This window comes from Pseudomonas sp. PA-7-1E (assembly GCF_021605325.1).
GTDB lineage: Bacteria > Pseudomonadota > Gammaproteobacteria > Pseudomonadales > Pseudomonadaceae > Aquipseudomonas > Aquipseudomonas fluorescens_BV.
This window is the reverse complement of record NZ_WKFA01000012.1, coordinates 15,802-39,249: the sequence shown is the minus strand read 5'-3', so window position 1 is coordinate 39,249 and position 23,448 is coordinate 15,802. Positions and strand designations below refer to the sequence as shown.

20 protein-coding genes and 2 tRNA genes are annotated in these 23,448 nt (G+C 58.3%); 21 read left to right on the top strand and 1 reads right to left on the bottom strand.

The window, feature by feature from the left end:
- Positions 1-87: 87 nt before the first annotated feature.
- The 7 genes from dnaK (at position 88) to GIW79_RS10485 (ending at position 9,897) form a co-directional block, all read left to right on the top strand.
- On the top strand, positions 88-2,004 hold the full coding sequence (dnaK, locus tag GIW79_RS10515; protein ID WP_014719959.1) for a molecular chaperone DnaK: 1,917 nt from the start codon (positions 88-90) through the stop codon (positions 2,002-2,004).
- Between the two features lie 316 nt (positions 2,005-2,320).
- Positions 2,321-3,445, top strand: a complete 1,125-nt coding sequence (gene dnaJ, locus GIW79_RS10510; RefSeq protein ID WP_054896114.1) for a molecular chaperone DnaJ — start codon at positions 2,321-2,323, stop codon at positions 3,443-3,445.
- 10 nt (positions 3,446-3,455) lie between these two features.
- The gene (gene dapB / locus GIW79_RS10505) at positions 3,456-4,262 is read left to right on the top strand and encodes a 4-hydroxy-tetrahydrodipicolinate reductase (protein WP_014719957.1); all 807 of its coding nucleotides are present in this window, start codon (positions 3,456-3,458) and stop codon (positions 4,260-4,262) included.
- Positions 4,263-4,521: 259 nt separating this feature from the next.
- Positions 4,522-5,658 (top strand): glutamine-hydrolyzing carbamoyl-phosphate synthase small subunit, encoded by a 1,137-nt coding sequence (carA, locus tag GIW79_RS10500; protein ID WP_003194208.1) that lies wholly within the window; start codon positions 4,522-4,524, stop codon positions 5,656-5,658.
- Between the two features lie 105 nt (positions 5,659-5,763).
- A complete protein-coding gene (gene carB, locus GIW79_RS10495; RefSeq protein ID WP_054898018.1) occupies positions 5,764-8,985 on the top strand; it encodes a carbamoyl-phosphate synthase large subunit in 3,222 nt (1,073 codons plus the stop codon).
- Between the two features lie 2 nt (positions 8,986-8,987).
- Positions 8,988-9,464: a transcription elongation factor GreA gene (gene greA / locus GIW79_RS10490; RefSeq protein ID WP_032873232.1), complete on the top strand. Its 477-nt coding sequence runs from the start codon at positions 8,988-8,990 to the stop codon at positions 9,462-9,464.
- 28 nt (positions 9,465-9,492) lie between these two features.
- Complete coding sequence (locus tag GIW79_RS10485) at positions 9,493-9,897, top strand: hypothetical protein (protein ID WP_054898019.1); 405 nt, start codon at positions 9,493-9,495, stop codon at positions 9,895-9,897.
- Positions 9,898-9,906: 9 nt separating this feature from the next.
- On the opposite strand, the gene GIW79_RS10480 is transcribed toward GIW79_RS10485, so the two are convergent.
- A complete protein-coding gene (locus tag GIW79_RS10480) occupies positions 9,907-10,215 on the bottom strand; it encodes a YhbY family RNA-binding protein (RefSeq protein WP_003176146.1) in 309 nt (102 codons plus the stop codon).
- Between the two features lie 107 nt (positions 10,216-10,322).
- Here GIW79_RS10480 and rlmE point away from each other — a divergent pair, with 107 nt between their 5' ends.
- The 14 genes from rlmE (at position 10,323) to rpsO (ending at position 23,322) form a co-directional block, all read left to right on the top strand.
- Positions 10,323-10,973: a 23S rRNA (uridine(2552)-2'-O)-methyltransferase RlmE gene (gene rlmE, locus GIW79_RS10475; protein WP_003194199.1), complete on the top strand. Its 651-nt coding sequence runs from the start codon at positions 10,323-10,325 to the stop codon at positions 10,971-10,973.
- Between the two features lie 200 nt (positions 10,974-11,173).
- Positions 11,174-13,084, top strand: coding sequence for an ATP-dependent zinc metalloprotease FtsH (gene ftsH, locus GIW79_RS10470; RefSeq protein WP_034127004.1), 1,911 nt, complete (start codon positions 11,174-11,176; stop codon positions 13,082-13,084).
- Positions 13,085-13,092: 8 nt separating this feature from the next.
- Positions 13,093-13,944 carry a dihydropteroate synthase gene (folP, locus tag GIW79_RS10465; RefSeq protein ID WP_054898020.1) on the top strand — a complete coding sequence of 284 codons (852 nt, stop codon included), beginning with the start codon at positions 13,093-13,095 and terminating at the stop codon, positions 13,942-13,944.
- 16 nt (positions 13,945-13,960) lie between these two features.
- On the top strand, positions 13,961-15,298 hold the full coding sequence (glmM, locus tag GIW79_RS10460) for a phosphoglucosamine mutase (RefSeq protein ID WP_054917976.1): 1,338 nt from the start codon (positions 13,961-13,963) through the stop codon (positions 15,296-15,298).
- Between the two features lie 66 nt (positions 15,299-15,364).
- Positions 15,365-16,120, top strand: a complete 756-nt coding sequence (gene tpiA / locus GIW79_RS10455) for a triose-phosphate isomerase (RefSeq protein ID WP_003194193.1) — start codon at positions 15,365-15,367, stop codon at positions 16,118-16,120.
- Positions 16,121-16,124: 4 nt separating this feature from the next.
- Complete coding sequence (gene secG, locus GIW79_RS10450) at positions 16,125-16,508, top strand: preprotein translocase subunit SecG (protein ID WP_003194191.1); 384 nt, start codon at positions 16,125-16,127, stop codon at positions 16,506-16,508.
- A 22-nt stretch (positions 16,509-16,530) separates the two neighbouring features.
- Positions 16,531-16,616, top strand: a tRNA-Leu gene (locus tag GIW79_RS10445).
- Positions 16,617-16,712: 96 nt separating this feature from the next.
- A tRNA-Met gene (locus GIW79_RS10440) sits at positions 16,713-16,789 on the top strand.
- 140 nt (positions 16,790-16,929) lie between these two features.
- Complete coding sequence (rimP, locus tag GIW79_RS10435) at positions 16,930-17,388, top strand: ribosome maturation factor RimP (RefSeq protein ID WP_032873230.1); 459 nt, start codon at positions 16,930-16,932, stop codon at positions 17,386-17,388.
- A 47-nt stretch (positions 17,389-17,435) separates the two neighbouring features.
- Entirely contained in the window at positions 17,436-18,917 is a 1,482-nt protein-coding gene (gene nusA, locus GIW79_RS10430; protein ID WP_003194187.1) for a transcription termination factor NusA, read from the top strand.
- 27 nt (positions 18,918-18,944) lie between these two features.
- Positions 18,945-21,461, top strand: a complete 2,517-nt coding sequence (gene infB, locus GIW79_RS10425) for a translation initiation factor IF-2 (protein WP_003194185.1) — start codon at positions 18,945-18,947, stop codon at positions 21,459-21,461.
- A 159-nt stretch (positions 21,462-21,620) separates the two neighbouring features.
- On the top strand, positions 21,621-22,016 hold the full coding sequence (gene rbfA, locus GIW79_RS10420) for a 30S ribosome-binding factor RbfA (RefSeq protein WP_003176137.1): 396 nt from the start codon (positions 21,621-21,623) through the stop codon (positions 22,014-22,016).
- A 3-nt stretch (positions 22,017-22,019) separates the two neighbouring features.
- A complete protein-coding gene (gene truB, locus GIW79_RS10415; RefSeq protein WP_014719950.1) occupies positions 22,020-22,937 on the top strand; it encodes a tRNA pseudouridine(55) synthase TruB in 918 nt (305 codons plus the stop codon).
- 115 nt (positions 22,938-23,052) lie between these two features.
- Positions 23,053-23,322, top strand: a complete 270-nt coding sequence (gene rpsO, locus GIW79_RS10410; RefSeq protein ID WP_003177875.1) for a 30S ribosomal protein S15 — start codon at positions 23,053-23,055, stop codon at positions 23,320-23,322.
- Positions 23,323-23,448: the final 126 nt, after the last annotated feature.

Here is a 23,448-nt window from a genome sequence, read left to right as displayed (position 1 = left end):
CCCCATCTATAAGTCAAGCGTTTAAGTGCTACCGCAGTTAGCCAAAACTGCTGCGGCAACCAAATTCAAGTTTCGGGAGAGTAAATCATGGGCAAAATTATCGGTATCGACCTGGGGACCACCAACTCCTGCGTCTCCGTGCTGGAAAACGGCGTTGCAAAAGTTATTGAAAACGCCGAAGGCGCACGTACCACTCCGTCGATCATCGCTTACGCCAACGACGGTGAAATCCTCGTCGGTCAATCGGCCAAGCGTCAGGCGGTGACCAACCCGCATAACACCCTGTACGCGGTAAAACGTCTGATCGGTCGTAAGTTCGACGAAGAAGTCGTACAGAAAGACATCAAGATGGTGCCTTACAAAATCGCCAAGGCCGACAACGGTGACGCCTGGGTTGAAGTGAACGGCCAGAAAATGTCGCCGCCGCAAATCTCGGCTGAAATCTTGAAAAAGATGAAGAAGACCGCCGAAGACTACCTCGGTGAAGCAGTGACTGAAGCGGTGATCACCGTTCCTGCCTACTTCAACGACAGCCAGCGTCAGGCCACCAAAGACGCCGGCCGCATCGCGGGCCTGGATGTAAAACGTATCATCAACGAACCAACCGCAGCCGCGCTGGCTTACGGTATGGACAAGGCCAAGGGCGACCACACCGTGATCGTTTACGACCTGGGTGGCGGTACGTTCGACGTCTCCGTGATCGAGATCGCAGAAGTTGACGGCGAGCACCAGTTCGAAGTGTTGGCCACCAACGGTGACACCTTCCTGGGTGGTGAAGACTTTGACATTCGTCTGATCGACTACCTCGTTGACGAATTCAAGAAAGAAAGCGGCATGAACCTCAAGGGCGACCCGCTGGCCATGCAGCGCCTGAAAGAAGCCGCTGAAAAAGCCAAGATCGAACTGTCTTCCGCTCAGTCGACTGACGTGAACCTGCCGTACATCACTGCAGACGCTACCGGTCCTAAGCACTTGAACGTGAAGATCTCGCGTTCCAAGCTCGAAGCACTGGTTGAAGACCTGGTTCAGCGCACCATCGAGCCTTGCCGCATCGCGCTGAAAGACTCCGGTATCGACGTTGGCTCGATCAACGACGTGATCCTGGTGGGCGGTCAGACCCGTATGCCACTGGTTCAGAAGCTGGTCACCGAGTTCTTCGGCAAAGAAGCCCGTAAAGACGTGAACCCGGACGAAGCCGTTGCCATGGGTGCTGCCATCCAGGGTGCCGTACTGGCCGGTGATGTGAAAGACGTGCTGCTGCTGGACGTAAGCCCGCTGACCCTGGGTATCGAAACCATGGGTGGCGTGATGACTGCGCTGATCGAGAAAAACACCACGATTCCTACCAAGAAATCCCAGGTGTTCTCGACTGCCGATGACAACCAGGGCGCCGTGACTATCCACGTGCTGCAGGGCGAGCGTAAGCAAGCCGCACAGAACAAGTCCCTGGGCAAGTTCGACCTGGCTGAGATTCCACCAGCACCACGTGGCGTGCCACAAATCGAAGTGACCTTCGACATCGACGCCAACGGCATCCTGCACGTCGGCGCGAAAGACAAGGCCACCGGCAAAGAGCAGAAGATCACCATCAAGGCCAACTCCGGCCTGTCTGATGAAGAAATTCAACAGATGATCCGTGATGCTGAAACCAATGCTGAAGCCGACAAGAAGTTCGAAGAGTTGGCAGGCGCCCGTAACCAGGGTGACGCGCTGGTTCACTCGACTCGCAAAATGATTGCTGATGCTGGCGACAAAGTGACCGACGAAGAGAAAACTGCAATCGAAGCGGCAGTGGTTGCCCTGGAAGCCGCTATTAAAGGCGACGACAAGGCTGCCATCGAAGCCAAGGTTGAGGAACTGTCGAAAGTCTCCGCGCCAGTTGCTCAGAAAATGTACGCCGAGCAAGGCCAGCCGGCTGACGGCGCTGCGCAACAAGCAGAGCCTGAAGCCAAGCACGACGATGTTGTCGATGCCGAGTTCGAAGAAGTTAAAGACAACAAGTAAGTTGTCGCCCGGTTGACCGCGCACAAGCGGTGACTGGTAGGATGTCGCCGCGCGGGAGCTTGCTCCCGCGTTGGCGTGTCTGGGGTATGCGAATTTTTACAGCATGCGACAACGCTCGGATGCTGGCGGTGTGAACGGGAATGCTCCTGCTTTCCGAATGACAGTCACCGCGTTTTTGGCCGGCTCCCTGGCTAAAAGCAGTAATGACCAGGATCGTTGAATTGACGTGAGTTGGGTCCGGGCCTGTATTGGGGCTCAACGAGTTTGGCAGGGTTCAGGAGGGCCAGGTCGAACGTCCTTAAGAGTGCAAAGACTTATGGCAAAGCGTGACTATTACGAAGTATTGGGTGTGGAGCGTGGCGCCAGCGAGGCGGACCTGAAGAAGGCCTACCGTCGCCTGGCGATGAAACACCACCCGGACCGTAATCCGGATAACAAAGAATCCGAAGAGATGTTCAAAGAGGCCAACGAGGCCTACGAATGCCTGTGTGATCCCAATAAGCGTGCGGCTTACGACCAGTATGGCCATGCTGGCGTCGACCCGAGCATGGGCGGCGGCGGTGCCGGTTTTGGTGGTCAGAACTTCTCCGATATTTTCGGCGACGTATTCAGCGACTTCTTCGGCGGCGGCCGGGGCGGCCAGCGTGGCGGCCCTCAGCGCGGCAGTGACTTGCGTTACACCCTGGAGCTGAACCTGGAAGAAGCCGTGCGCGGCACCAGCGTCAATATCCGTGTGCCGACGCTGGTCAACTGCAAGCCGTGCGACGGCTCGGGTGCGAAGAAAGGCTCTTCGCCGATCACTTGCCCGACCTGCGGCGGTATCGGGCAGGTGCGCATGCAGCAGGGCTTCTTCTCGGTGCAGCAAACCTGCCCGCGTTGCCATGGCCAGGGCAAGATCATTTCCGATCCGTGCGATTCCTGCCACGGCGAAGGCCGCGTTGAAGAGTACAAGACGCTGTCGGTGAAGGTACCGGCGGGTGTGGATACCGGTGATCGTATTCGCCTGTCGGGCGAAGGCGAGGCGGGTGCCCAGGGCGGCCCTACGGGCGACCTGTACGTGGTGATCAATGTGCGCGAGCACTCGATCTTCCAGCGTGACGGCAAGCACTTGTTCTGCGAAGTGCCGATCAGCTTTGTTGATGCGGCCCTGGGTGGCGAGTTGGAGATTCCGACGCTGGATGGTCGGGTCAAACTCAAGATTCCCGAGGGGACTCAAACCGGCAAGCAGTTCCGCATTCGTGGCAAGGGCGTTGCGCCCGTGCGCGGTGGCGGTGCTGGCGACCTGATGTGCCGTGTGGCGGTGGAAACTCCGGTGAACCTGAATCGTCGTCAGCGTGAACTGCTGGAAGAGTTCCGCAGCTCGCTGGAAGGCGATGACTCGCACTCGCCGAAGACTACGGGCTTCTTCGACGGTGTAAAACGCTTCTTCGGCGACCTGTAAGGATCTGAATATGCGACGTATAGCCGTAATGGGCGCTGCCGGGCGCATGGGCAAGACGCTGGTCGAGGCGGTGCAGCAACGCTCGCCGGCCTCCGGGCTGACGGCGGCGATTGTTCGCCCAGGCAGTACGTTGATCGGCGCGGACGCAGGTGAGTTGGCCTCGTTGGGTCGCATCGGTGTTTCGTTGTCTGGCAACCTCGAGCAGGTGGCGGACGAATTCGACGTGCTGATCGACTTCACCCTGCCGGAAGTGATGCTGAAAAATCTGGCCTTCTGCCGTAAGGCGGGCAAGGCCATGGTGATTGGTACCACCGGTTTGAGTGCCGAGCAGAAACAGTTGCTAGTGGAGGCGGGCAAGGATATTCCGATCGTCTTCGCCGCCAATTTCAGCGTGGGCGTAAACCTGTCGCTGAAATTGCTGGACCTGGCGGCGCGCGTGCTGGGTGATGAAGCGGATATCGAGATTATCGAGACCCACCATCGTCACAAGATCGACGCTCCGTCGGGCACTGCGTTGCGCATGGGTGAAGCTATTGCCGATGCGCTGGGCCGCGATTTGTCGAAAGTGGCGGTATACGGGCGTGAAGGCCACACCGGTGAGCGCGCACGCGACACCATCGGTTTTGCAACCGTGCGCGGTGGTGATGTGGTTGGCGATCACACCGTGCTGTTCGCCACCGAAGGCGAGCGCCTGGAGATCACGCACAAAGCCTCCAGCCGCATGACTTTCGCCAAGGGCGCGGTGCGTGCTGCGCTTTGGTTGGACGGCCGCGAGCCGGGCCTGTACGACATGCGTGACGTGCTGGACCTGCACTAAGCAGTAGCTAAAACGGGGGCTCAGGATTATCCTGTGGCCCCGTTTTTACCCGCTAGGCGACGTCCTGTCGCATTCCCCTGCCTTTAAGGCTCATTAGCGGTGGACCAAAAAAGCCTTTTTCTGTAAGCTACAGCTTTAGTGTGTCCACTAAAAGCGCGCAGAATAATTCAGTGAAGAAGCGGGGTGACGTGTCCATACGTCACTCCGCTTTTTTACAACCTGCGATCGCCCTTTCAGGCTTTATTTACGGGAGGTCTTCTTGACTAAGCCAGCCATACTCGCCCTTGCTGATGGCAGCATTTTTCGCGGCGAAGCCATTGGAGCCGACGGTCAGACCGTTGGAGAGGTGGTGTTTAACACTGCCATGACCGGCTATCAGGAAATCCTTACCGATCCTTCCTACGCCCAACAGATCGTTACCCTGACCTATCCGCACATCGGCAACACCGGCACTACGCCGGAAGATGTCGAGTCTGATCGTGTCTGGTCGGCGGGCCTGGTGATTCGTGACCTGCCACTGGTTGCGAGCAACTGGCGTAACACGATGTCGCTGTCCGATTACCTGAAAGCCAACAACGTTGTGGCGATCGCCGGTATCGATACGCGCCGCCTCACGCGCATCCTGCGTGAAAAAGGCTCGCAGAACGGCTGCATCATGGTCGGTGACAATATCTCCGAAGAGGCGGCGATTGCCGCGGCGCAAGGTTTCCCTGGCCTGAAGGGCATGGACCTGGCGAAAGTCGTCAGCGTCAAAGAGAAGTACGAGTGGCGTTCCACTGTGTGGGATCTGAAGACCGACAGCCACGCGACTATCGAGGCTGCCGATCTGCCTTACCACGTGGTCGCCTATGACTACGGCGTCAAGTACAACATCCTGCGCATGCTGGTCGAGCGCGGTTGCCGTGTGACCGTGGTGCCCGCGCAAACCCCTGCCAGCGATGTGCTCGCGATGCAGCCGGACGGTGTGTTCCTGTCCAACGGCCCGGGTGACCCTGAGCCATGCGACTACGCTATCCAGGCCATCAAGGACGTGCTGGAGACCGAGATTCCGGTGTTCGGCATCTGCCTTGGCCACCAGTTGCTGGCTTTGGCCTCCGGCGCCAAGACCCTGAAAATGGGCCACGGCCACCACGGCGCCAACCACCCGGTACAAGACCTGGACACCGGCGTTGTGATGATCACCAGCCAGAACCACGGTTTTGCGGTGGATGAAGCCTCCCTGCCGAGCAATGTGCGCGCCATTCACAAGTCGCTGTTCGACGGTTCCCTGCAAGGCATCGAGCGCACCGACAAGAGCGCGTTCAGCTTCCAGGGCCACCCTGAAGCCAGCCCGGGCCCGAACGACGTAGCGCCGCTGTTCGACCGTTTCATCAATGAGATGGCCAAGCGACGCTGACTGAGTGGCCTGCGGGCGGCCCCGGATTGCGGTGGCCCCCGCAGGCTCTTCAAAGATTGTTCAAGACGGCTTGCCGACTGACCTGCGGATTTGAGTGACAAACCCATGCCAAAACGTACAGACATAAAAAGCATCCTGATTCTCGGCGCTGGCCCGATCGTGATCGGCCAGGCCTGCGAATTCGACTACTCCGGCGCCCAGGCCTGTAAAGCCCTGCGCGAGGAGGGCTACCGCGTCATCCTGGTGAACTCCAACCCGGCCACCATCATGACCGACCCGGCCATGGCCGACGCCACCTACATCGAGCCGATCAAGTGGCAGACCGTTGCCAAGATCATCGAAAAAGAGCGTCCGGACGCGCTGCTGCCAACCATGGGTGGCCAGACCGCTCTGAACTGCGCCTTGGACCTAGAGCGCGAAGGCGTCCTGGAAAAGTTCGGCGTAGAGATGATCGGCGCCAATGCCGACACCATCGACAAGGCTGAAGACCGTTCGCGTTTCGACAAGGCCATGAAGTCCATCGGCCTGGCGTGCCCGCGTTCCGGTATCGCCCACAGCATGGAAGAGGCCAACGCGGTCCTCGAGACCCTGGGCTTCCCATGCATCATCCGTCCGTCGTTCACCATGGGCGGCACCGGCGGCGGTATCGCTTACAACCGTGAAGAGTTCGAAGAAATCTGCGCGCGTGGCCTGGATCTGTCGCCGACCAAAGAGCTGCTGATCGACGAGTCGCTGATCGGCTGGAAAGAATACGAGATGGAGGTGGTCCGCGATAAGAAGGACAACTGCATCATCGTCTGCTCCATCGAAAACTTCGACCCGATGGGCGTGCACACCGGTGACTCGATCACCGTGGCTCCGGCACAGACCCTGACCGACAAGGAATACCAGATCCTGCGTAACGCCTCCCTGGCGGTACTGCGCGAGATCGGCGTTGAAACCGGCGGTTCCAACGTTCAGTTCGGCATCTGCCCGGACACCGGCCGCATGGTCGTGATCGAGATGAACCCACGTGTATCGCGTTCTTCGGCGCTGGCCTCGAAAGCGACCGGCTTCCCGATTGCGCGTATCGCCGCCAAGCTGGCTATCGGCTACACCCTGGACGAGCTGCAAAACGAAATCACCGGCGGCGCTATGCCGGCGTCTTTCGAGCCGTCTATCGACTACGTCGTGACCAAGCTGCCGCGCTTTGCCTTCGAGAAATTCGCCAAGGCTGATGCGCGCCTGACCACCCAGATGAAGTCTGTTGGTGAAGTCATGGCGATCGGCCGCACCTTCCAGGAATCCTTGCAGAAAGCCCTGCGCGGCCTGGAAGTTGGTGTTTGCGGCCTGGACGAGAAGCTCGACCTGAGCAGCCCGGAAAGCATGAGCATCCTCAAGCGCGAGCTGACCGTGCCGGGTGCCGAGCGTATCTGGTACGTGGCTGACGCCTTCCGTGCCGGCCTGAGCGTCGAAGATATCTTCGGCATGAACATGATCGACCCGTGGTTCCTGGTGCAGATCGAAGATCTGATCAAGGAAGAAGAGAAGGTCAAGACGCTGGGTCTGTCGTCTATCGACCGCGACCTGATGTTCCGCCTCAAGCGCAAAGGTTTCTCCGACCAGCGTCTGGCCAAGCTGCTGGGTGTGACCGAGAAGAACCTGCGTACTCATCGCCACAAGCTGGATATCTTCCCGGTCTACAAGCGCGTTGATACCTGCGCCGCAGAGTTCGCCACCGACACGGCCTACATGTACTCCACCTACGAGGAAGAGTGCGAAGCCGCGCCGACGGGCCGCGACAAGATCATCATCCTGGGTGGCGGTCCGAACCGTATCGGCCAGGGCATCGAGTTCGACTACTGCTGCGTACACGCCGCCCTCGCCCTGCGCGAAGACGGGTACGAGACCATCATGGTCAACTGCAACCCGGAAACGGTTTCCACTGACTACGACACTTCCGACCGTCTGTACTTCGAGCCGGTAACGCTGGAAGACGTATTGGAAATCTGCCGCGTCGAGAAACCTAAAGGCGTGATCGTCCAGTACGGCGGCCAGACCCCGCTGAAGCTGGCGCGTGCCCTCGAAGCCGCTGGCGTGCCGATCATCGGTACCAGCCCGGATGCAATCGACCGTGCCGAAGACCGTGAGCGTTTCCAGCAGATGGTTGAGCGCCTGAACCTGCGTCAGCCGCCGAACGCCACCGTGCGCAGCGAAGACGAAGCCATTCGCGCGGCCAGCAAGATCGGCTACCCGCTGGTGGTGCGTCCGTCCTACGTACTGGGCGGCCGGGCGATGGAAATCGTCTACGAAGAAGAAGAACTCAAGCGCTACCTGCGTGATGCGGTGAAAGTCTCCAACGACAGCCCGGTGCTGCTGGACCACTTCCTCAACTGCGCCATCGAAATGGACGTGGACGCGGTCTGCGACGGTACTGACGTCGTGATCGGCGCGATCATGCAGCACATCGAGCAGGCCGGCGTTCACTCCGGTGATTCCGCGTGCTCCCTGCCGCCGTACTCACTGCCGGCGCACATCCAGGACGAGATGCGCGAACAGGTCAAGAAGATGGCCCTGGAACTGGGTGTGGTCGGCCTTATGAACGTACAGTTGGCGCTGCAAGGCGAAGACATCTACGTCATCGAAGTCAACCCGCGTGCTTCGCGTACCGTACCGTTTGTGTCCAAGTGCATCGGTGTGTCCCTGGCCATGATCGCTGCGCGTGTGATGGCTGGTAAGACCCTGAAGGAAATCGGCTTTACCAAGGAAATCATTCCGAACTTCTACAGTGTGAAAGAGGCGGTGTTCCCGTTCGCCAAATTCCCTGGTGTGGACCCGATCCTGGGCCCAGAGATGAAGTCCACCGGTGAAGTGATGGGTGTGGGCGATACCTTCGGTGAAGCGTTCGCCAAGGCCCAGATGGGTGCCAGCGAAGTGCTGCCGACCGGCGGTACTGCGTTTATCAGCGTGCGTGATGATGACAAACCACTGGTTGCAGGGGTCGCCCGCGATCTGATCAACTTGGGCTTTGAAGTCGTGGCTACCGCCGGGACCGCCAAGCTGATCGAAGCTGCCGGCCTGAAAGTACGTCGCGTGAACAAGGTGACGGAAGGCCGTCCGCATGTGGTCGACATGATCAAGAATGACGAAGTCACCCTGATCATCAACACCACCGAAGGTCGCCAGTCGATCGCGGACTCCTATTCCATTCGTCGTAATGCCTTGCAGCACAAGATTTACTGCACCACTACCATTGCTGCTGGCGAAGCTATCTGTGAAGCGCTGAAGTTCGGTCCGGAAAAGACCGTGCGTCGCTTGCAGGATCTACACGCAGGATTGAAGGCATGAGCATAACCAAATACCCGATGACCGTTCAGGGCGCGCGCGCCCTGGAAGAGGAGCACGCCCATCTGACCAAGGTCGTACGTCCGAAGCTGAGCCAGGACATCGGTACGGCCCGCGAACTGGGTGACTTGAAGGAAAACGCCGAATATCACGCTGCTCGCGAGCAGCAGGGTATGGTCGAGGCGCGGATTCGTGACATCGAGGGCCGTATGCAGAATGCGGTGATCATCGATGTCACCACCATCCCGCATACCGGCAAGGTGATTTTCGGCACGACCGTGGAAATCGCCAACGTCGAGACCGACGAAAGCGTGACCTACCAGATCGTGGGTGAGGATGAGGCTGACTTCAAGCAAGGCAAGATCTCTGTCGGCTCGCCGATTGCTCGCGCCTTGATTGCCAAGGAAGAAGGCGACGTGGTTGCCGTGAAAACGCCGAGCGGCGTCATTGAGTACGAGATTGTCGAAGTTCGTCACATCTGAAAGGCGGCGCCCGCTGCGTGCGGGCGCCATGCTTTGGCAGCTCTCTCAGATGCTTTGGGTGGGTGGCCTATGGCTGTTACATATTGGCGTGTTGCCGGCGTTGGGCCTGATTGGCCTGGCGCCGCTGCTGATCGATGAGATCGACGGATTGCTGAGTGCGTTGCTGGTGGGTTTTGCGGCGGCGTGCGTGATGCTTCAGGCGTTGGTGCTGATCACGGCCGAAGGCTTGAAGAGTTTGTGGCGGGATATTCGCGGGCAACTGCTGTTGATGGCGCTGTATGCATGCGCAATGTTTTGTATGGTGCATGTGTGGCTGCCGCAAGCGTTGCGCTGGCAGTTGTTCAGCTATCTTGTGCTAGGGTTCTCTGGCTTGGTGCTGGTTGCGCAGCCTGCGCCGGGATGGAGTGGCGGGGCGCGCGAAGCACGCCCTTGACCCTTTTCATCATTTGAAGCGATGAACGTTCGACAGTTGCTTGTTGACGCTGAAGTTCTTGCGATACAGCAGCGCCATCTTGCCGATGACCTGAACCAGGTCCGCTTTGCCGACCTTGCACAGTTCTGCAACGGCAGCCAGGCGCGCTTCGCGATCAAGGATGTTGACCTTGATCTTGATCAGTTCGTGATCGTTCAGTGCGCGCTCGAATTCGGCTAGCACACCCTCAGTCAAACCGTTGTCTGCCACAATCAGAACTGGTTTCAGATGGTGGCCAATGGATTTGTACTGTTTCTTCTGCTCTTGAGTGAGCGGCATAATCTGACCCCTGCGTCTGATCTTGTAAAAAGCGGCGGCCAGTTTACCCGAGCGAGTCCGGGACCGCCCAGTTAATCACGACCCGTTTTATTTTTTCGAGGTGGCCCGTGGCCCGTTCCAAAACCAGCCTTAAGTGGCTACAAGAACATTTCAATGATCCTTACGTCAAAAAGGCGCAAAAGGACGGCTACCGTTCCCGGGCCAGCTACAAGTTGCTGGAGATCCAGGACAAGGACAAATTGATTCGTCCAGGCATGAGCGTTATCGATCTCGGCGCGGCCCCCGGTGGCTGGTCCCAGGTGACCAGTCGTCTGATTGGTGGGCAAGGCCGATTGATCGCTTCGGACATCCTCGAGATGGACAGCATCCCGGACGTGACCTTTGTTCACGGCGATTTCACCGAGGACAAAGTATTGGCCGAGATCCTGGAGGCTGTGGGAAATTCGCAGGTAGACCTTGTGATTTCCGACATGGCCCCCAATATGAGTGGATTACCGGCTGTTGATATGCCGCGTGCCATGTTCCTGTGTGAACTGGCGCTGGATTTGGCAGGTCGGGTGTTGCGTCCGGGTGGTGATTTCCTGGTGAAGGTCTTCCAGGGCGAAGGTTTCGACGAGTACCACAAGAACATTCGCAAGTTGTTCGACAAGGTACAAACCCGCAAGCCGGACTCATCCCGTGACCGGTCCAGGGAGCAGTATCTGCTGTGCCGTGGCTACCGCGGGGTCGAAGGCGCGGCAAGTGAAGAGCGTTTTTGAGAAATTCGAGGGGGGCGATAGGTTTTTTTATATCGCTTTCGTCACGAAGCTTTACGAATATTGTGTAGTCAAAGTTTCACAAAGGGTTACAGACGGCGCCTGCCAGAGTTGTAGGTAATGTAGTAAGTTAGGCCGGTGAATATCATGCGAAGCGCGCGCCAGTAGCGGAGCTTGCTTCAGAGGGTAGTTAATTGAACGATATGGCAAAGAATTTGATCCTGTGGTTGATCATCGCGGCTGTCCTGGTGACGGTGATGAACAACTTCTCCAGCCCTAACGAGCCGCAGACCCTCAACTATTCCGACTTCATCCAGCAAGTTAAGGATGGCAAGGTCGAGCGCGTAGCGGTTGATGGCTACGTGATTACCGGTAAGCGCAACGATGGCGACAGCTTCAAGACCATTCGTCCTGCCATTCAGGACAACGGTCTCATCGGTGACCTGGTGGATAACAAGGTCATTGTGGAAGGCAAGCAGCCTGAACAGCAAAGCATCTGGACCCAGCTCCTGGTGGCCAGCTTCCCGATCCTGGTGATTATCGCCGTGTTCATGTTCTTCATGCGCCAGATGCAAGGTGGTGCGGGAGGCAAGGGCGGGCCGATGAGCTTCGGCAAGAGCAAGGCGCGCCTGCTCTCCGAAGACCAGGTGAAGACCACCCTGGCTGACGTTGCGGGTTGCGACGAAGCCAAGGAAGAAGTCGGTGAGTTGGTCGAGTTCCTGCGTGATCCGGGCAAGTTCCAGCGCCTGGGTGGCCGTATTCCTCGCGGTGTGCTGATGGTGGGCCCACCGGGTACCGGTAAAACCTTGCTGGCCAAGGCGATTGCCGGCGAAGCCAAGGTGCCTTTCTTCACGATTTCCGGTTCTGACTTTGTCGAAATGTTTGTCGGCGTTGGCGCCAGCCGTGTTCGCGATATGTTCGAGCAGGCCAAGAAGCACGCGCCATGCATCATCTTCATCGACGAAATCGATGCCGTTGGTCGCCATCGTGGCGCTGGCATGGGTGGCGGTCACGATGAGCGTGAGCAGACCCTCAACCAGTTGCTGGTAGAGATGGATGGTTTCGAGATGAATGACGGCATTATCGTCATCGCCGCAACCAACCGTCCGGACGTGCTGGACCCTGCGTTGCTGCGTCCGGGCCGTTTCGACCGCCAGGTTGTGGTCGGCCTGCCGGATATCCGCGGTCGTGAGCAGATCCTGAAAGTGCACATGCGCAAGGTGCCAATGGGTGACGACGTAGCTCCGGCTGTGATCGCCCGTGGTACTCCCGGTTTCTCCGGTGCTGATTTGGCGAACCTGGTGAACGAGGCTTCGCTGTTCGCTGCCCGTACTGGCAAGCGCATCGTTGAGATGAAAGAGTTCGAATTGGCGAAAGACAAGATCATGATGGGCGCCGAGCGCAAATCCATGGTCATGTCCGAGAAAGAGAAGCAGAACACCGCTTATCACGAGGCCGGCCACGCCATTGTAGGTCGCGTTGTGCCAGAGCATGACCCCGTCTACAAAGTGTCGATCATTCCCCGTGGTCGGGCACTGGGCGTGACGATGTTCCTGCCGGAAGAGGATCGTTACAGCCTCTCCAAGCGTGCGCTGATCAGCCAGATCTGCTCGCTGTATGGTGGCCGTATTGCTGAAGAAATGACCCTTGGCTTCGACGGTGTGACCACTGGTGCCTCCAATGACATCATGCGTGCCAGCCAGATCGCACGAAACATGGTGACCAAGTGGGGCTTGTCGGAAAAACTCGGCCCATTGATGTACGCCGAAGAAGAAGGCGAAGTGTTCCTCGGCCGTGGCGGCGGTGGGCAAAGCGCCAGCTTCTCGGGTGAGACAGCCAAGCTGATCGACTCCGAGGTTCGCAGCATCATTGACCAGTGCTACGGCACGGCCAAGCAGATCCTGACTGACAACCGTGACAAGCTGGACGCCATGGCTGATGCGTTGATGAAGTACGAAACCATCGATGCCGACCAGATCGACGACATCATGTCGGGCCGTACGCCGCGTGAGCCGCGCGACTGGGAAGGTGGTTCGGGTACTTCAGGCACTCCGCCTGTGGTGCAGAATGAGCGCCCTGAAACGCCTATCGGCGGCCCGGCAGCTGATCACTAAGGTTTGAAATGACTTCTGCTTTGTCCTCTACCCGGTTGCCTTGCGGCAACCGGGTTCTTGATTTGGCCCGGACGCATGTCATGGGCATCCTCAATGTAACCCCTGACTCCTTTTCCGATGGTGGCCGCTTCAGCCAGTTGGATGCCGCGTTGCGTCATGCCGAGGCGATGGTGGCTGCCGGTGCGACGCTGATTGATGTGGGTGGGGAATCGACCCGCCCCGGCGCCCGCGTTGTTTCTCCTTTGGAGGAGCTGGAGCGGGTGGCGCCCGTGGTCGAACGTATTGCCCGTGAGCTGGATGTCATCATCTCGGTAGACACCTCCACCCCGGCAGTGATGCGCGAAACCGCGCGGCTGGGGGCTGGGTTGATCAATGATGTGCGTTCGCTGCAGCGTGATGGAGCCCTTGATGCGGCCGCCGCAACGGGCCTGCCCGTCTGTCTGATGCATATGCTGGGTGAGCCCGGCAACATGCAGGACAATCCGCACTACGACGATCTGGTCGGCGAGGTGAGTGGGTTTCTTGCTGAGAGGATTGCCCAATGTGTGGCTGTGGGTATTGCGCCTGAGCAGATCATCCTCGATCCGGGGTTTGGCTTTGCCAAGACCCTGCAGCACAATCTAAGCCTGTTCAAACACATGGAAGCGCTGCACGCCCTTGGTCGCCCGCTGTTGGTCGGTGTGTCGCGCAAGAGCATGATAGGGCTCGCCCTGAATCGCCCGGTCGGCGAACGCCTGTATGGCGGCCTGGCGCTTGCGGCGCTTGCCGTGACCAAGGGCGCACGTATTTTGCGTGTGCATGATGTCGCCGAAACGGTCGATGTGGTGCGCATGCTCGCTGCTGTAGAATCAGCCGAATAAGAATGATGGAGTACTTATGACTAAAAAATATTTTGGCACCGACGGCATTCGTGGTCGGGTCGGCGAATTCCCGATCACCCCTGATTTCATGCTCAAGCTGGGTTGGGCGGCAGGCATGGCGTTCCGCAGCATGGGCGCGTGTCGCATCCTGGTGGGCAAGGACACCCGTATTTCGGGCTACATGTTTGAGTCTGCGCTGGAGGCCGGGTTGTCCGCCGCCGGGGCTGATGTGATGCTGCTGGGCCCCATGCCCACGCCGGCAATCGCTTACCTCACGCGTACCTTTCACGCCGAAGCCGGTATTGTGATCAGCGCCTCCCACAATCCTCATGATGACAACGGCATCAAGTTTTTCTCGGGGCAGGGCACCAAGCTGCCTGACGAGATCGAGTTGATGATCGAGGAACTGCTGGATGCGCCGATGACGGTGGTTGAGTCGAGCAAGCTGGGCAAGGTGTCGCGCATTAACGACGCGTCAGGTCGCTATATCGAATTCTGTAAAAGCAGCGTTCCGAGCAGCACCAATTTCGCAGGCTTGAAGATTGTTGTCGATTGCGCTCATGGTGCGACTTACAAGGTGGCGCCGAGCGTCTTCAAGGAGTTGGGCGCACAGGTCACCGTGCTGTCGGCTCAGCCCAACGGCTTGAACATCAACGACAATTGCGGTTCCACCCACATGGAGCAGCTGCAGGCTGCTGTGCTGGCTGAGCATGCGGACCTGGGCATCGCTTTTGACGGCGATGGCGACCGTGTCCTGATGGTGGATCACACCGGCATGATCGTGGATGGTGATGACCTGTTGTTCATCATTGCCCGTGACCTGCATGAGCGTAACAAGCTGCAAGGTGGCGTGGTCGGCACTCTGATGAGTAATCTCGGGCTGGAATTGGCATTGGCAGAACTGGGGATTCCCTTTATTCGCGCCAATGTCGGTGACCGCTACGTGATCGCCGAGCTGCTGGAGCGTAACTGGTTGGTCGGCGGCGAGAACTCCGGGCACGTGGTTTGCTTCCAGCACACCACCACGGGTGACGCTATCATCGCCGCGCTACAGGTGCTGCTGGCCCTGCGTCGCCGCGAGGAGAGCCTGGCCCAGGCGCGCCAAGCCCTGCGCAAGTGTCCGCAAGTGCTGCTCAATGTGCGTTTTGCCGGTGGCGAAAACCCCATCGAGCACCCTGCTGTCAAAGAGGCTTGCGAGCGCGTGACCCAGGCAATGGCGGGGCGCGGGCGGGTTTTGCTGCGCAAGTCCGGCACAGAGCCGCTGGTGCGCGTGATGGTCGAAGGTGAGGACGAAACACAGGTTCGTGGCCATGCCGAAGACCTGGCAAAACTGGTAACTGAAGTTTGCGCCTGAATTCGGCTTGCCAGTGATGATGTGGTTGGGTAACATCTGCGCCCACTTTGACCGACGGGGTACAGCATGCGTCGCACTATGGTAGCTGGTAACTGGAAGATGCACGGTACCCGCGCCAGTGTCGCTGAGCTGATCAACGGCCTTCGTCACTTGGCCTTGCCTAGCGGTGTTGACGTCGCGGTGTTCCCGCCTTGCTTGCATATCAACCAAGTGGTTGATGGCTTGAAGGGCAAGTCGATTCAGGTCGGCGCGCAGAACTCTGCGGTAGAACCGATGCAAGGTGCGTTGACCGGCGAGATTTCGCCGAGTCAGCTGGTTGATGCGGGTTGTTCCTATGTGCTTGTCGGGCACTCCGAGCGTCGCCAGATGATGGGCGAGCGAGATGGGACGCTCAACCGCAAGTTCGCCGCAGCACAGGCTTGTGGCTTGATTCCGGTGTTGTGCATAGGGGAGACCCTTGAACAGCGCGAATCGGGCAAGACTCTTGAAGTTGTCTCGCGTCAGCTGGGCAGCATCATCGAGGAGCTGGGTGTTGGTGCATTTGCAAAGGCGGTCATTGCTTACGAGCCGGTCTGGGCCATTGGCACCGGGCTGACTGCTACACCGCAACAGGCGCAGGATGTGCACGCAGCCATCCGCGCGCAGTTGGCGGCAGAGAATTCTGAAGTCGCACAAGGTGTGCGGCTTCTATACGGCGGCAGCGTGAAGGCGGCCAATGCGGTCGAACTGTTCGGCATGCCGGATATCGATGGGGGGCTCATTGGTGGAGCTTCCCTGAATGCAGATGAGTTCGGTGCGATCTGTCGCGCCGCGGGAAACTGAAAAAATGCTGGAAACAGTCGTAGTCGTTTTTCATCTGTTGGCTGCCCTGAGCGTAGTTGCTCTGGTTTTGTTGCAACAGGGTAAAGGTGCGGATGCTGGTGCGTCTTTCGGTGCAGGTGCTTCAAATACTGTGTTCGGAAGCCAAGGTTCCTCTACCTTTCTTAGTAAGTTTACTGCTATACTTGCCGCAGGTTTCTTCATAACCAGCTTAGGGTTAGGTTACTTTGCTAAAGAGAAAGCTCATGTGCTGACTCAAGTAGGTTTGCCAAACCCAGCAGTGTTGGAAGTTCCAAAAGCAAAACCGGCTTCTGATGATGTCCCGGTGCTTCAAGAGCAAAAGTCGGCTACTCCAGCGACTGACGTACCTCCAGCTCAAGAGCAGAAGTAAGAAGGGTTGTAAACGCTGTATTGCCGAGGTGGTGGAATTGGTAGACACGCAACCTTGAGGTGGTTGTGCCCATAGGGTGTAGGGGTTCGAGTCCCCTTCTCGGTACCAATTATCAGGAGAGCCCGCTGTTGCGGGCTTTCTTGTAGGTGGAAGGTTACATTGACCCTGTAAGGGATCGGTCGTATACTTCCGCCCCAGCTTTGTCGCGGGGTGGAGCAGTCTGGTAGCTCGTCGGGCTCATAACCCGAAGGTCGTCGGTTCAAATCCGGCCCCCGCAACCAGTTTTAGCGGAGCCCCTTTTAAGGGGCTTTTTGTTAGCTGGACACTTTCAACGCCGCTGTTCGACGGCGTTTCAAGGATGGGCGTTTCGCCCATTTTTTTATTTTGCACAGCATGCACATACATGCACGAGGGGGTTCAGGTGTCGAGCAAGCTAGAAGAGTTGCAGGCCTTGTTGGCCCCGGTGGTCGTGGCCCTAGGCTATGAATGCTGGGGTATTGAGTTTTCGGCTCAAGGTCGCCACTCAATGTTGCGCGTTTATATCGATAAAGAGGGCGGCGTGCTGGTGGACGATTGTGCCATTGTCAGCCGTCAGATCAGCGGTGTGCTGGATGTTGAAGATCCAATCTCCGTTGAATACACCCTTGAAGTTTCCTCGCCAGGCATGGAACGCCCACTGTTCACTATCGAGCAGTTTGCTAAATATGCCGGTGAACAAGTGAAGATCAAGCTGCGCTCCCCCTTTGAAGGGCGACGCAACTTTCAGGGCCTTCTGCGCGGTGTAGAAGAGCAGGATGTCGTGGTGCAGGTAGAAGACCACGAGTTCCTGTTGCCGATCGATATGATCGACAAGGCCAACATTATTCCCAGTTTTGACTGAGACGCGGATCCCGCGGATCCAATGGCTTGCGAAAGGCGAGGCGTACGATGAGCAAAGAAGTACTGCTGGTTGTTGAGTCGGTATCCAATGAAAAGGGTGTACCGGCAAGCGTGATTTTTGAAGCGTTGGAGCTGGCCCTGGCCACTGCTACCAAGAAACGTTTTGAAGACGAAGTAGATCTGCGTGTGGAAATCAACCGCCACACCGGTGCCTATGAGACTTTCCGTCGCTGGACGGTGGTCGAAGAGGACGATCTTGATGATCCGGCCATCGAAACCTGGCCAAGCAAGGTTGCGCAAACGCATCCGGGCGCTCAGGTTGGCGATGTTGTCGAAGAAAAGATCGAGTCGATCGAATTCGGCCGTATTGCTGCACAGACCGCCAAGCAGGTCATTGTGCAGAAGGTTCGCGAAGCCGAGCGCGCTCAAGTCGTTGACGCCTATCGCGAACGCCTGGGTGAAATCATCTCTGGCACCGTGAAAAAAGTTACCCGCGACAACGTGATCGTCGACCTGGGCAACAACGCCGAAGCGTTGCTGGCCCGCGAAGACATCATCTCTCGCGAAACCTTCCGTGTTGGCGTGCGTCTGCGTGCGCTGCTCAAGGAAATCCGCACCGAGAACCGCGGCCCGCAGTTGATCCTGTCGCGTACCGCGCCGGAAATGCTGATCGAGCTGTTCCGTATCGAAGTGCCGGAAATCGCCGAAGGCCTGATCGAAGTGATGGCTGCGTCCCGTGACCCGGGTTCGCGTGCCAAGATCGCGGTCCGCTCCAAGGACAAACGCATCGACCCGCAAGGCGCTTGCATCGGGATGCGCGGTTCGCGCGTCCAGGCAGTGTCGGGCGAATTGGGCGGTGAGCGTGTGGACATCGTCCTGTGGGACGATAACCCGGCGCAGTTCGTGATCAACGCCATGTCGCCAGCTGAAGTGGCGGCAATTATCGTTGACGAAGATGCCCATGCAATGGACATCGCCGTTGGCGCAGACAATCTGGCTCAGGCCATTGGTCGTGGTGGTCAGAACGTGCGTCTGGCCAGCCAACTGACCGGCTGGACCCTGAACGTGATGACCGAATCGGACATCCAGGCTAAGCAGCAAGCTGAAACCGGTGACATCCTGCGCAACTTCATCGAAGAGTTGGAAGTCGATGAAGAACTGGCACAGGTGCTGGTAGATGAAGGCTTCACCAGCCTGGAAGAGATTGCCTACGTACCGTTGGAAGAAATGCTCAACATCGACGGCTTTGACGAGGATATCGTCAACGAGCTCCGCGCTCGGGCCAAGGATCGTTTGTTGACTAAAGCCATCGCTACTGAGGAAAAGCTGGCAGACGCCCATCCGGCCGAAGACCTGCTCTCGCTTGAGGGTATGGACAAGGATTTGGCGATGGAACTGGCGGTGCGCGGCGTAATTACCCGCGAAGACCTGGCCGAGCAGTCTATTGACGATCTGCTCGACATCGACGGCATTGACGAAGATCGTGCCGGCAAGTTGATCATGGCCGCCCGAGCCCATTGGTTCGAGTAATTAGGCGCGGCCTGAGGAGAGAAGTGCATGACGCAAGTCACGGTGAAACAACTGGCCGATGAGGTCAAAACACCGGTAGAGCGCCTGTTGCAGCAGATGCGTGAGGCAGGTCTGCCGCACACCGCCGCCGATGAAGGTGTGAGCGATAGTGAGAAGCAGTCTTTGCTGACTCACTTGAAGAGCAGCCACAAGGCGAAAGTGGAAGAACCGCGCAAGATTACATTGCAGCGCAAAACCACCAGCACCCTGCGGGTTGCAGGTAGCAAGAGCATCAGCGTTGAAGTACGCAAGAAGAAAGTCTTCGTACAGCGCAGCCCGGAAGAAATCGAAGCCGAGCGCAAACGCGAGCTGGAAGAACGTCGCGCAGTAGAAAATGCTGCACGTCAGAAGGCTGAAGAAGAAGCCAAGCGTCGCGCCGAAGAAGAAGCGCGTCGCCAGCCTGCTGCTGCGCAACCTGCTGCCACTGACGCGGTCGCCGCCCCTGTTGAAGCTGTGCGTGAGGCTGCCCCGGCTGCCGCCGCACCTGCTCCTGCAGCAGACGCCCGCAAGCGCGACGAGCCTCGTCGTCCGGACAAACCACGTGCTGACGACAACAATCGTCGCGGTGGTGGTGGCGATGGCGAGCGTAAAAACGCTCCGCACCGCGCCTCGGTCAAAGAGAAAGCGCCTGCGCCACGCGTTGCCCCACGTACCACCGACGAAGAAAGCGATGGCTTCCGTCGTGGTGGTCGCGGCAAGGCCAAGCTGAAGAAGCGCAACGCCCACGGTTTCCAGAGCCCAACCGGCCCTGTCGTGCGTGAAGTGAAGATCGGCGAGACCATCACTGTGGGCGATCTGGCCCAGCAGATGTCGGTCAAGGCTGCTGAAATCATCAAGTTCATGTTCAAGCTGGGCACTCCAGCCACCATCAACCAGGTACTGGACCAGGAAACTGCCCAGTTGGTTGCTGAAGAGCTGGGCCACAAAGTGACCCTGGTCAGCGACACCGCCCTGGAAGATTCCCTGGCCGAGTCCCTGAAGTTTGAAGGTGAAGCGGTTTCCCGTGCGCCGGTCGTGACCGTAATGGGCCACGTTGACCACGGTAAGACTTCCCTGCTCGACTACATCCGTCGTGCCAAGGTTGCCGCAGGCGAAGCCGGTGGTATTACCCAGCACATCGGTGCATACCACGTTGAAACCGAGCGCGGCATGGTCACCTTCCTCGACACCCCAGGTCACGCCGCGTTTACCGCAATGCGTGCCCGTGGTGCCAAGGCGACCGACATCGTGATTCTGGTGGTTGCAGCGGACGACGGCGTAATGCCGCAGACCATTGAAGCTGTCCAGCACGCCAAGGCTGCCGGTGTTCCTCTGGTCGTTGCCGTGAACAAAATCGACAAGCCGGGCGCCGATCTCGATCGCATCCGTAGCGAACTGTCGGTTCACGGCGTGACGTCCGAGGAATGGGGTGGCGAGACGCCATTCGTATCGGTCTCGGCGAAAATGGGTACCGGCGTTGACGAACTGCTCGAAGCGGTCCTGTTGCAAGCCGAAGTCCTGGAACTGACCGCTACTCCATCGGCTCCTGGCCGTGGCGTCGTGGTTGAGTCCCGTCTCGACAAGGGCCGTGGCCCGGTTGCCACCGTGCTGGTCCAAGACGGTACCCTGCGCCAAGGCGACATGGTGCTGGTCGGTTCGAACTACGGCCGTGTACGTGCCATGCTCGACGAGAACGGCAAGCCAATCAAGGAAGCAGGTCCTGCTATCCCAGTCGAGATTCTCGGCCTGGACGGTACGCCGGACGCTGGCGACGAGATGAGCGTAGTGGCTGATGAGAAGAAAGCCCGTGAAGTGGCTCTGTTCCGTCAAGGCAAGTTCCGCGAGGTCAAGCTGGCCCGTGCTCACGCCGGCAAGCTGGAAAACATCTTCGAGAACATGGGCCAGGAAGAGAAGAAGACGCTTAACATCGTCCTCAAGTCTGACGTTCGTGGTTCCCTCGAAGCGTTGAACGGCGCCTTGAACGGCCTGGGTAACGACGAAGTGCAAGTGCGCGTTGTCGGTGGCGGTGTCGGTGGTATCACCGAATCCGACGCCAACCTGGCACTGGCTTCCAACGCTGTACTGTTCGGCTTCAACGTGCGTGCCGATGCTGGCGCTCGCAAGATCGTCGAGCAGGAAGGCCTGGACATGCGTTACTACAACGTCATCTACGACATCATCGAAGACGTCAAGAAAGCACTTACCGGTATGCTTGGCAGCGACGTCCGGGAGAACATCCTGGGTATCGCCGAGGTGCGTGACGTGTTCCGCTCGCCGAAATTCGGTGCGATCGCCGGCTGCATGGTGGTTGAAGGCACTGTGTACCGTAACCGTCCAATCCGTGTACTGCGTGAAGACATCGTTATCTTCGAAGGCGAGCTGGAATCCCTGCGCCGCTTCAAGGATGACGCTGCCGAAGTACGTGCCGGCATGGAATGCGGTATCGGCGTCAAGAGCTACAACGACGTCAAGGTTGGCGACAAGATCGAAGTCTTCGAGAAGGTTCAGGTTGCTCGCAGCCTCTAACTCGCGCACTTCAGGAGCCGCGCAGCGTGTGGGCATGCAGATGCCCCGCGTAGCGTCAGGACTCTAAACGCAACGCCCGGTCTGGCTTTTGTCAGGCCGGGCGTTTGCCGCTTTCAGACCCCACGGGTTTCACCGTGTGGCAGTAACAGGTAACAAGACATGGCAAAAGAATACAGCCGTACCCAGCGTATCGGCGATCAGATGCAGCGTGAGCTGGCCCAACTGATCCGCCGCGAAGTCAAAGACCCACGCGTTGGCCTGGTCACCATTACCGCTGTTGAAGTGAGCCGTGACGTGGGTCACGCCAAGATCTTCATCACTGTGATGGGGCAGGACAACAGCGAAGAAATCGCGCAAAGCATCAAGGTGCTCAACTCCGCCGCAGGTTTCCTGCGTATGCAGTTGGCCCGTGAAATGAAGCTGCGCAGCGTTCCACAGTTGCACTTCCACTACGACGAAAGCGTCGTGCGTGGCGCGCACCTGTCGGCCCTGATCGAGCGCGCCGTGGCTGAAGACAGCCAGCATCCGTCCACACCTGAAGACGCCAAGGAGTAAGCGGTGGCTCAGGTCAAACGTATTCGTCGCAACGTCAGTGGCATCATTCTGCTCGACAAACCCATTGGCTTTACCTCCAATGCCGCGTTGCAGAAGGTTCGCTGGCTGCTCAACGCCGAGAAGGCCGGGCATACCGGCAGCCTTGATCCATTGGCCACCGGTGTATTGCCGTTGTGCTTTGGCGAGGCCACCAAGTTTTCGCAATACCTGCTTGATTCCGACAAGGGTTACGAAACCCTGATGCAACTGGGCAAGACCACCACCACGGCGGATGCCGAAGGTGATGTTTTGCAGGTTCGCGACGTGACCGTTGGTCGTGCGGATATCGAAGCTGCCTTACCCGCTTTTCGTGGGCAAATCAGTCAGATACCGCCGATGTACTCGGCACTCAAGCGCGATGGCCAGCCACTTTACAAGCTGGCACGTGCGGGCGAAGTAGTGGAGCGCGAACCGCGTTCTGTTACTATTGCGCGCTTGGAATTGCTCGCTTGTGAAGGCGACACTGCCCGTTTGGCCGTGGACTGCAGCAAAGGCACCTATATCCGTACTCTGGTGGAAGATATTGGTGAAAAGCTCGGTTGCGGCGCGTACGTTGCAGAACTGCGACGCACCCAGGCCGGGCCTTTCAGTCTGGCCCAGACGGTCACGCTGGAAGAGTTGGAAGCGGTACACGCCGAGGGCGGCAATGAAGCGGTTGATCGCTTCCTCATGCCATCGGACAGCGGTTTGCTCGATTGGCCGCTGCTGCACTTCTCGGAGCACAGCGCGTTCTACTGGCTCAACGGCCAGCCGGTACGCGCCCCGGATGCCCCGAAGTTCGGCATGGTGCGAGTACAGGATCATAACGGTCGCTTTATCGGTATCGGTGAAGTGAGCGAAGACGGGCGCATCGCGCCGCGTCGGCTGATTCGGTCAGAATGACCGAACGAGTGTGGCTGTTAACAGGCATGGTCAACACTCATTTTTAGATACAGGGATTTGTCCCTGGCCTGTTGAAACTGCCCTTTGGGTGGTTTCCTGAAAAAAGGATTGCCTCATGGCTCTCGACGTTCAAGAAAAAGCACAAATCGTAGCTGACTATCAGCAAGCTGTTGGTGACACTGGTTCGCCAGAAGTGCAAGTTGCACTGCTGACCCACAACATCAACAAACTGCAAGGTCACTTCAAGGCCAACGGTAAAGACCACCACTCCCGTCGTGGTCTGATCCGCATGGTAAACCAGCGCCGTAAGCTGCTGGACTACCTGAAAGGCAAGGATCTGGGTCGTTATCAGACTCTGATCGGTCGCCTGGGTCTGCGTCGCTAATAAGCGATTGCGCTAGAGGTTGGTTGTCTGCCGCGTGTCATCGGGATTCCCGGTGGCCCGTGGTAGGCTCCCAGCCTCAAGTTTTATCTGGATACACGTTTTACCCTGGACGAGCGTCGGGCCGAT

What these genes read in the sequence shown, in the direction of transcription:
- dnaK (WP_014719959.1), top strand. Translation starts at nt 88, where the DNA reads ATGGGCAAAATTATCGGTATCGACCTGGGGACCACCAACTCCTGCGTC.
- dnaJ (WP_054896114.1), top strand. Translation starts at nt 2,321, where the DNA reads ATGGCAAAGCGTGACTATTACGAAGTATTGGGTGTGGAGCGTGGCGCC.
- dapB (WP_014719957.1), top strand. Translation starts at nt 3,456, where the DNA reads ATGCGACGTATAGCCGTAATGGGCGCTGCCGGGCGCATGGGCAAGACG.
- carB (WP_054898018.1), top strand. Translation starts at nt 5,764, where the DNA reads ATGCCAAAACGTACAGACATAAAAAGCATCCTGATTCTCGGCGCTGGC.
- GIW79_RS10485 (WP_054898019.1), top strand. Translation starts at nt 9,493, where the DNA reads ATGCTTTGGCAGCTCTCTCAGATGCTTTGGGTGGGTGGCCTATGGCTG.
- GIW79_RS10480 (WP_003176146.1), bottom strand. Translation starts at nt 10,215, where the DNA reads ATGCCGCTCACTCAAGAGCAGAAGAAACAGTACAAATCCATTGGCCAC.
- ftsH (WP_034127004.1), top strand. Translation starts at nt 11,174, where the DNA reads ATGGCAAAGAATTTGATCCTGTGGTTGATCATCGCGGCTGTCCTGGTG.
- folP (WP_054898020.1), top strand. Translation starts at nt 13,093, where the DNA reads ATGACTTCTGCTTTGTCCTCTACCCGGTTGCCTTGCGGCAACCGGGTT.
- glmM (WP_054917976.1), top strand. Translation starts at nt 13,961, where the DNA reads ATGACTAAAAAATATTTTGGCACCGACGGCATTCGTGGTCGGGTCGGC.
- tpiA (WP_003194193.1), top strand. Translation starts at nt 15,365, where the DNA reads ATGCGTCGCACTATGGTAGCTGGTAACTGGAAGATGCACGGTACCCGC.
- secG (WP_003194191.1), top strand. Translation starts at nt 16,125, where the DNA reads ATGCTGGAAACAGTCGTAGTCGTTTTTCATCTGTTGGCTGCCCTGAGC.
- nusA (WP_003194187.1), top strand. Translation starts at nt 17,436, where the DNA reads ATGAGCAAAGAAGTACTGCTGGTTGTTGAGTCGGTATCCAATGAAAAG.
- infB (WP_003194185.1), top strand. Translation starts at nt 18,945, where the DNA reads ATGACGCAAGTCACGGTGAAACAACTGGCCGATGAGGTCAAAACACCG.
- rbfA (WP_003176137.1), top strand. Translation starts at nt 21,621, where the DNA reads ATGGCAAAAGAATACAGCCGTACCCAGCGTATCGGCGATCAGATGCAG.
- rpsO (WP_003177875.1), top strand. Translation starts at nt 23,053, where the DNA reads ATGGCTCTCGACGTTCAAGAAAAAGCACAAATCGTAGCTGACTATCAG.